Source organism: Bacillus sp. AFS041924 (genome assembly GCF_002577195.1).
Classification (GTDB): domain Bacteria; phylum Bacillota; class Bacilli; order Bacillales; family Bacillaceae_G; genus Gottfriedia.
The window spans coordinates 20,335-27,175 of record NZ_NULG01000036.1 but is presented as its reverse complement, the minus strand read 5'-3'; the positions used below and the strand labels follow the sequence as shown (position 1 = coordinate 27,175).

The following is a 6,841-nucleotide window of genomic DNA, read 5'->3' as shown; positions in this document are numbered from 1 at the left end:
TGTTAATTCTACTTTTTTATTATCTGAAGTCTTTCCAGTTGTCTTCTCATCTTTATTAGAACATCCCGCTAACATACCTGTAATAGCCATTGCAGCAAATGTTAATTTTAATCCACGTTTCATTATTGTTTGTCCTCCTAAAGAAAGTTATTATTTTCTACATCTCTAACTATAGAAAAGAATAATTAACGTAGTTTTAAACGATTGTAAATAATACGTAAAGTTGGGATAGAAGGACAACATATGATATTTATCATTCGCTAATACTTCCAAAAAATAAAGTATTTATACAAAAAAAAATGAAAATAAACGAAATCATTCGTCCATTTTCATTTTAACTTCTTTCCAACTATATATTTATTAAGGAAACCCTATTTATTCACTTTCTCAAGACAAAGTTTTAATACACTATTCAGTAAAACATTCGCCCCTTTAGCACAATCCTCATATGAAGTTAATTCATCTTCTCGATGACTATATCCATTTACACTCGGTACAAAAATCATAGCAGTTGGAATATAGGAAGCAATGAATTGAGCATCATGGCCGGCCCCGCTATACATACGATTTTCTTTATACCCTAACTCTTTACAAGCATATTCTACAGCATTTACGACTTCCTCATTAAAGTCAACTGTGTCTCGATCCCATAGGCGTGTGGATTTGATTGGACAGCCACTTATATTTCCTTGCAGTTCTTCCACCATTCTTGTAACTTCTGCAATAACACTTGGATCCTTATGTCTCGCCTCTAACGTAAAGGTTACTTCTGAAGGAATGACCGTATGAATATTTGGATATGCATTTATACGACCGATTGTATAAACAAGTTCTGAATCTAGCCTTTGTAGTTGTTTTTGTAAATCTACCACGACATTAGCAGCAGTGAACATCGGATCTTTGCGCATACTGATTGGCGTCGTACCTGCATGGTTGGATTCTCCAAATACAGAGATTTCATAGCATACCATACCTAGTACACCTTCTACTACCCCGATTTCTAAGTTTTTCCTCTCCAGTACAGGTCCTTGTTCAATATGTAGTTCGATATAAGCGCTAGCTTCTTTTAAACGATTTGTTTCGGAACCTTCGAAACCGCTTTCATTTAATGCTTGTGCAAATGACATTCCATTTTTATCTGTTGAAGCAATCATTTTCGTTTTATCAAATTTACCTGAAAGTACGCCAGAAGACATAAGAGATGGCTCAAATCTTGCCCCTTCTTCATTTGTAAAATTGACAATTGTAATTGGATAATCTAACTCAATCTTTTCATCTATAATTGTATAGACAGTCTCTAAAGCAGTGAGCACACCTAACACGCCATCGAAACGTCCGCCTTTAATAACTGAGTCCAAGTGTGAACCAATTACAATCGGAGGCAAGTTTTGTTTACCCGGTAAAGTAGCATACATATTCCCCATATCATCATGCTTTACAGTCATTCCCACTTCTTCACATAATGCTTGGAATTTCTTCCTTGCAGCAATATCTTCAGCAGATAATGCTAGTCTAGTTACTCCATTGTTTTCTGTTTTACCAAATTCACTAAACAACTCAATTAATTGTTGAAGCCGATTAGCATTCGTCTTTATCATAAGAAGACCCCCTTTAATTATTGTGCAATTTCTTCTGCTCCTTGATCAGCTTTTTCTCTTTCAACCAATGCGTTAGTTACGAAACTTACACCCACACTAATGATAAGATTAATGCCAATTGCTACAAATCCAATGTTAATATCATTAATTGCACTTGGGATATTTGGGAAAATATTGACTAACTTAAATGAAGTCATTGCATTAAATAATACGATCGAAACCCCTGTAATAATACCAGCAATTGCACCGTACTTATTCATTAGTTTTGTGTTAAAGAAACCAAAGATCAGTGCTGGCACTAATTGAGTAATTAAACCATATGACATAATGTTTAAAATAGCCAACGCTTCTCCGCCCGTAATAGTAAATACATACGCTACTAAAATAATAAATAAAACAAATAATTTAGATACATTCAGTTGCTGACGATCACTTGAGTTTGGCTTAATTAATTTGTAAAATCCCGTCATTAACCCTACTGCCCCAGACATAACCATTACGGATACAGGAACTAATGCAGTTAATAGTCCAGCCCCACCGACAATTCCTACAAACCAAGGATCAAATGTTTTCATCGTAAGACGTAAAAGTGAAAGATCGCCTTCAGGTCCTTGTAATCCTGGTACTTGAATAATTGCGGCAAATCCAATAAAGAAGGCAAATAATATTAAGATTGTGTACAAAGGCAATGTGATCGCATTTTTCTTTAATGCACGTTCACTTTTAGCTGCTAATACGACACTAAACGATTGTGGTAACAAGTAAAATCCAAACGCATTTAGAACGATTGTCGAAATAAACCACGGCATACTATAACCAACAGATGCGAATGTTAAAGCCTCTGGTTTAGTTGTTTGGATAGCTTCAAATAATGGTCGAATACCACCAAAATAGTGATAAGGGATATAGATACCTAAGAATACAATGACGAATAAGATTAAAATATCTTTTAAAACCGCATTCCAAGCAGATCCATGGATACCTGAGTTAATAACATAAATTGTAACAATAACTGCACCGATTGTAGAAGCAATTAATGGAGAAATCACACCATAAGAAGCTTCAGATACGATAATCCCTAACCCTTTTAATTGGATGACAATATATGGTACGAGTGCGATTAAACCGATGAAAGCAACAACCATACCTAACGCCTTACTATTATAGGTTTTCATAAAGTATTGAGGCTGTGAAATTACATTATTCTTTTTTGCGAAACGCCAGATTTTTGGGATAATCCAATAAGAAAGTACATAAGCCAAGCAAATATAAGCTGGCACATAGTAAGCTGCCGCACCGTTTGTATAGGCCCATCCGCTACCACCTAAAAAAGTAAAGGTCGTATAAACTTCACCAGCAATTAATAGGAATACAAATAATGTACCGAAACCTTTATTCCCTACCGCAAACTCATTTACATTCATTTCTTTCCCACGACTTGCGCGAATCCCTAAGAATAACGCAATTGCCCCAATAAAAAAGATAATCAGTAAGGCAGCATTCATTCAAATTCACTTCCTTTATTGGTAGGATCTAGTTTATAAACGATTAACAAAATGACAGATGATAGAATCATCCATAATACAATCCAAAATAATAAGAATGGCACACCTAAAATAAAAGGCTCTATACGATTAGCTAAGGGCAGAAGGACACACATTCCGATGAAAGGAATAATCAGTAATAATTTTGAATAATTTCTCACTTGCTCCCCACTCTCCATTCCTCAAATTTTTTTGTATACACTATTTCACCATTTAATATGGTCGAATCTACTTTTACTTCGAGTAAATCTTCCATCTGACTATCTAATATGGAAGTATTTAAAATAACCAAATCAGCCAATTTTCCTGTTTCTATGCTTCCTTTAGAATCTTCATCAAAGCTTGCATAGGCTCCGTTATACGTATACATTCGAATCGCATCCATTAGCGATACTTTTTGTTGTTGTCCAAAAGCTGTATTTTGTCGCGTTAAACGAGTAACAGCAGTGTATATGCCAACTAATGGATTAACTGTTGTGATTGGTGCATCTGAACCAGCCGCTATGATGATGCCTTCGTTCAATAAATCACTTGCTGCATACATATAATTGGTTCTCTCACCATAATTACGAATATAACTTTCTCCGAATTCATAAGGGAATGAAGGATTGAGTATAGGAATGACATTTAGCGCCTTGGCTTTTTCTTGCAAGTCTGGTGGACAAACGCCCAAATGCTCAACACGATGACGATGATCATCACGTGGAAATTCATTTAAGATATTTTCGATGACACTCAAATATTGCTCAATCGCTCGGTCACCTTGAGCATGCACTGTAATTTGATAGCCATTTCGATGGGCTGGGGAGAAAATGGAATAAAGTTCTTCTTCTGTATACTGTAAATAACCGTAATTAGTGCCATCGCTCGTGTACGGTTCACGTGTAGCAATTGTCGGGCCTGTACTACTACCATCAGTGAAAAGTTTAGCTGGTCCAATTTTGAAAAAATCATTTCCTGTATTGGTCATTACACCAGTCGCTAACATATTTTTAGTAAAATTCTCGCAATCGTTTAAGCTGCCGATTAATGCATAAACCCGCGCTTTTAATTGTTTATTATTTGAAGCAATTTGCATAATTCTAAAGCTATTTTCATCGAATCCACCAGCATCATGAACACTTGTAATTCCATAAGCAAATAATTGCTCCTGCGCTTTCATTAAAGCATTAAATAATTCTTCATTACGATAAGTCACATTTTGATTAAATTCTAAAAAGGCATTTTCAATGAGGCGACCCGTAAACTTGCCGTTCTTATCTTTTTCGATTGTTCCGCCTTTTGGACTCGGCGTGTTTGAATCAATTTTGGCTATTTTCAAGGCAGTTGAATTAACAATCCCAATATGTCCGCACGTACGGGTAATCACAATCGGGTGTTCCTGTGTCAGTTCATCGAGCTCTTCAATCGTAGGATATCGTTGTTCCTTTACCATTAACTCATTAAATCCAAATACACGTATTACTTGTCCATTTTTAGTATTTTGAACGATGTCAGCTAATTTATCTTTTAACTCTTCAATCGAATTAATTGCGGGATTTTTACAGTCGAGATGCATTAATGTATTACCGTATAAAAAAAGATGCATGTGAGCATCAATAAAACCTGGTAAAACAGATCTACCATGCAAATCAATAACTTCCGTTGAAGCAGATATATATTTTTTTATTTCTTCTGTTGTTCCTACAGCTGCAATTTTATTCCCCTCGATTAGACATGCTTCAAAGACTTCATTTTTACTATTTACTGTAATCACTTCACCATTTAGTAAAGCCGTTTTTTTCATTCGCACACCCTCCTTGTCAAAATTTTAAGAATATACAAAAAATATAACATAGCTTTTTAATCGCTCGATATGAACATAATGTAAAAAAGTTCCCTTTGTCGTTTTACATTATGTTATATTTTCTGTATAAAGCATTGATAAACCTTTTTCTAGAGGAGGCTATATATTGTCTTATTCACTTAGGATTCAAGATTTATTTGATAAAAAACATTTCAAAGAGGCTAAAATTCTAGCTGGTCATGGCGGGGTTTTGAATGCTATTAAGTGGGTTCATATACTGGAGTCAAAAGAAATTGGTACCTTCATTAAAGGCAATGAACTAGTCTTAACTACTGGAATACAACTCACTCAAGAAAAGACACTTTTCGAATTTGTAGAACAACTGATTAGTAAAGAAGCAGCTGGATTATGTATTGAATTTGGTGAACATATACAAACTGTACCAAGTAATGTAATCGAGTTGGCCAATTTAAATAATCTCCCAATTATCGTGTTTAAAGAAATCGTTCCATTTATAGAGATCACACAAGAAATACATAGTATGATAATTAATCAACAATATGAAATGATTAAACGGTTGGAAAACTATTCGCAAGAAATTAACAAATTAACGTTGAAAATAACTCACTACGAACATATATTAATGAGGCTTTATAAATATTTAAACATTAACGTTGCATTTAACATTGACGGTCAGCAACCTTCCTTTTTTCCAAATGAGAAACAGCATATGTATATGAAATTAAGAGACAAATACGAAAAGAACAACGAGAGAAAGCATTTTGCAAAATGTGAAGTAAATATATTAGAGGAAAGCTATGGAGAGGTTTGTATTTTTACTGAAAACCGTACAATAAATGAATTCGAATTATTAGTATTAGACAGAACTGTAACCGCTTTATCTCAATATTTGTTACGCAGTTTATACATAGAAGAGAAACAAAATATTTACTCCCGCGTATTATTAGAATCTTGGTTAAACGGATCATTCGAAGAGTCCGTCATTACCTCCTTCTTACAAGAACAAAGCTTTCATACTTTAGTAGATTGCTCTTATTTTGTTTTAATCGATCACATAAAGAATTCCAAAAAAGAATACGATTTAAATTATTATAAATTATACTCTCGTAATATTTTCGAAAATAAAGGCTTCGTTATCTTTTTATTAGAGGAAAAACAAAGACTGATTTATATCATTGCAGATATTTACGGATACGATACAAAAAAGCGTATAGTAGACTGCATTGAAAAAATAAAGAACTTCAGAAAGAATAATAATTATATAGACTTAAATGTCACTTCGGCAGTTGGTCAGATTGTAAATGATTATAAATTAGTACATCAAAGTTTCGAAACTGCACAGGATACATTATTAATCCGTCAAAACGCTCATCAACTTTCATATTTTTATGAAGATCTCTACTTGCATCAATTAATTCTTCAAATGCAAAAAAATAAAGCAATTATGGATTTAGCAAAGAACTATTTATATCCCCTCTATGAATACGATGCAAAAAATAATGGAAATTTAATAGAAACATTACAAGTTTATTTGCAATGTAATTGTTTAAAAAACGAGACTGCTAAAAAGCTATTTATTGTCCGCCAAACGTTATATCATCGCTTGACCAAGATTGAAAGTTTAATAGGAACTGATTATATGCTTCCTCCTAAACGACTTGCAGTTGAATTAATGTTGCTCGCTACTCAGGATCATTTCCAATTTAAAGACTTAGAAAAACTTTCTTTATAAACAGCTTTTTTATTTAATCCCCTTTCTTACATTTTCAAGTCGATTTTGATTGATTGAACGAATGAAAGGGGATTTTTTTACTTAACAAAGTGTCATTATGTGAAACAGTTTTTAGTAAACATTTTACATTCTGTCTGATGATTATCTCCTTAAAAAACTT

5 protein-coding genes are annotated in these 6,841 nt (G+C 33.7%); 1 reads left to right on the top strand and 4 read right to left on the bottom strand.

What is annotated here, in order from left to right:
- Nucleotides 1–371 precede the first annotated feature (371 nt).
- Genes COC46_RS11920 through COC46_RS11905 form a run of 4 tightly spaced genes read right to left on the bottom strand, consistent with a single transcriptional unit; the run spans nucleotide 372 to nucleotide 4,928 of the window.
- Nucleotides 372–1,598, bottom strand: coding sequence for a Zn-dependent hydrolase (locus COC46_RS11920; RefSeq protein ID WP_098809936.1), 1,227 nt, complete (start codon nucleotides 1,596–1,598; stop codon nucleotides 372–374).
- Nucleotides 1,599–1,615: 17 nt separating this feature from the next.
- The gene (locus COC46_RS11915; protein ID WP_098809935.1) at nucleotides 1,616–3,103 is read right to left on the bottom strand and encodes a sodium:solute symporter family protein; all 1,488 of its coding nucleotides are present in this window, start codon (nucleotides 3,101–3,103) and stop codon (nucleotides 1,616–1,618) included.
- On the bottom strand, nucleotides 3,100–3,303 hold the full coding sequence (locus COC46_RS11910) for a DUF3311 domain-containing protein (RefSeq protein WP_255294887.1): 204 nt from the start codon (nucleotides 3,301–3,303) through the stop codon (nucleotides 3,100–3,102). The genes COC46_RS11915 and COC46_RS11910 overlap by 4 nt, the downstream gene beginning before the upstream one ends.
- Nucleotides 3,300–4,928, bottom strand: coding sequence for an amidohydrolase (locus COC46_RS11905; protein WP_098809933.1), 1,629 nt, complete (start codon nucleotides 4,926–4,928; stop codon nucleotides 3,300–3,302). Before COC46_RS11905 ends, COC46_RS11910 begins: the two co-directional genes overlap by 4 nt.
- A 166-nt stretch (nucleotides 4,929–5,094) precedes the next feature.
- On the opposite strand from COC46_RS11905, the gene COC46_RS11900 reads away from it, so the two are divergent.
- Nucleotides 5,095–6,681, top strand: coding sequence for a PucR family transcriptional regulator (locus COC46_RS11900; RefSeq protein WP_098809932.1), 1,587 nt, complete (start codon nucleotides 5,095–5,097; stop codon nucleotides 6,679–6,681).
- Nucleotides 6,682–6,841: the final 160 nt, after the last annotated feature.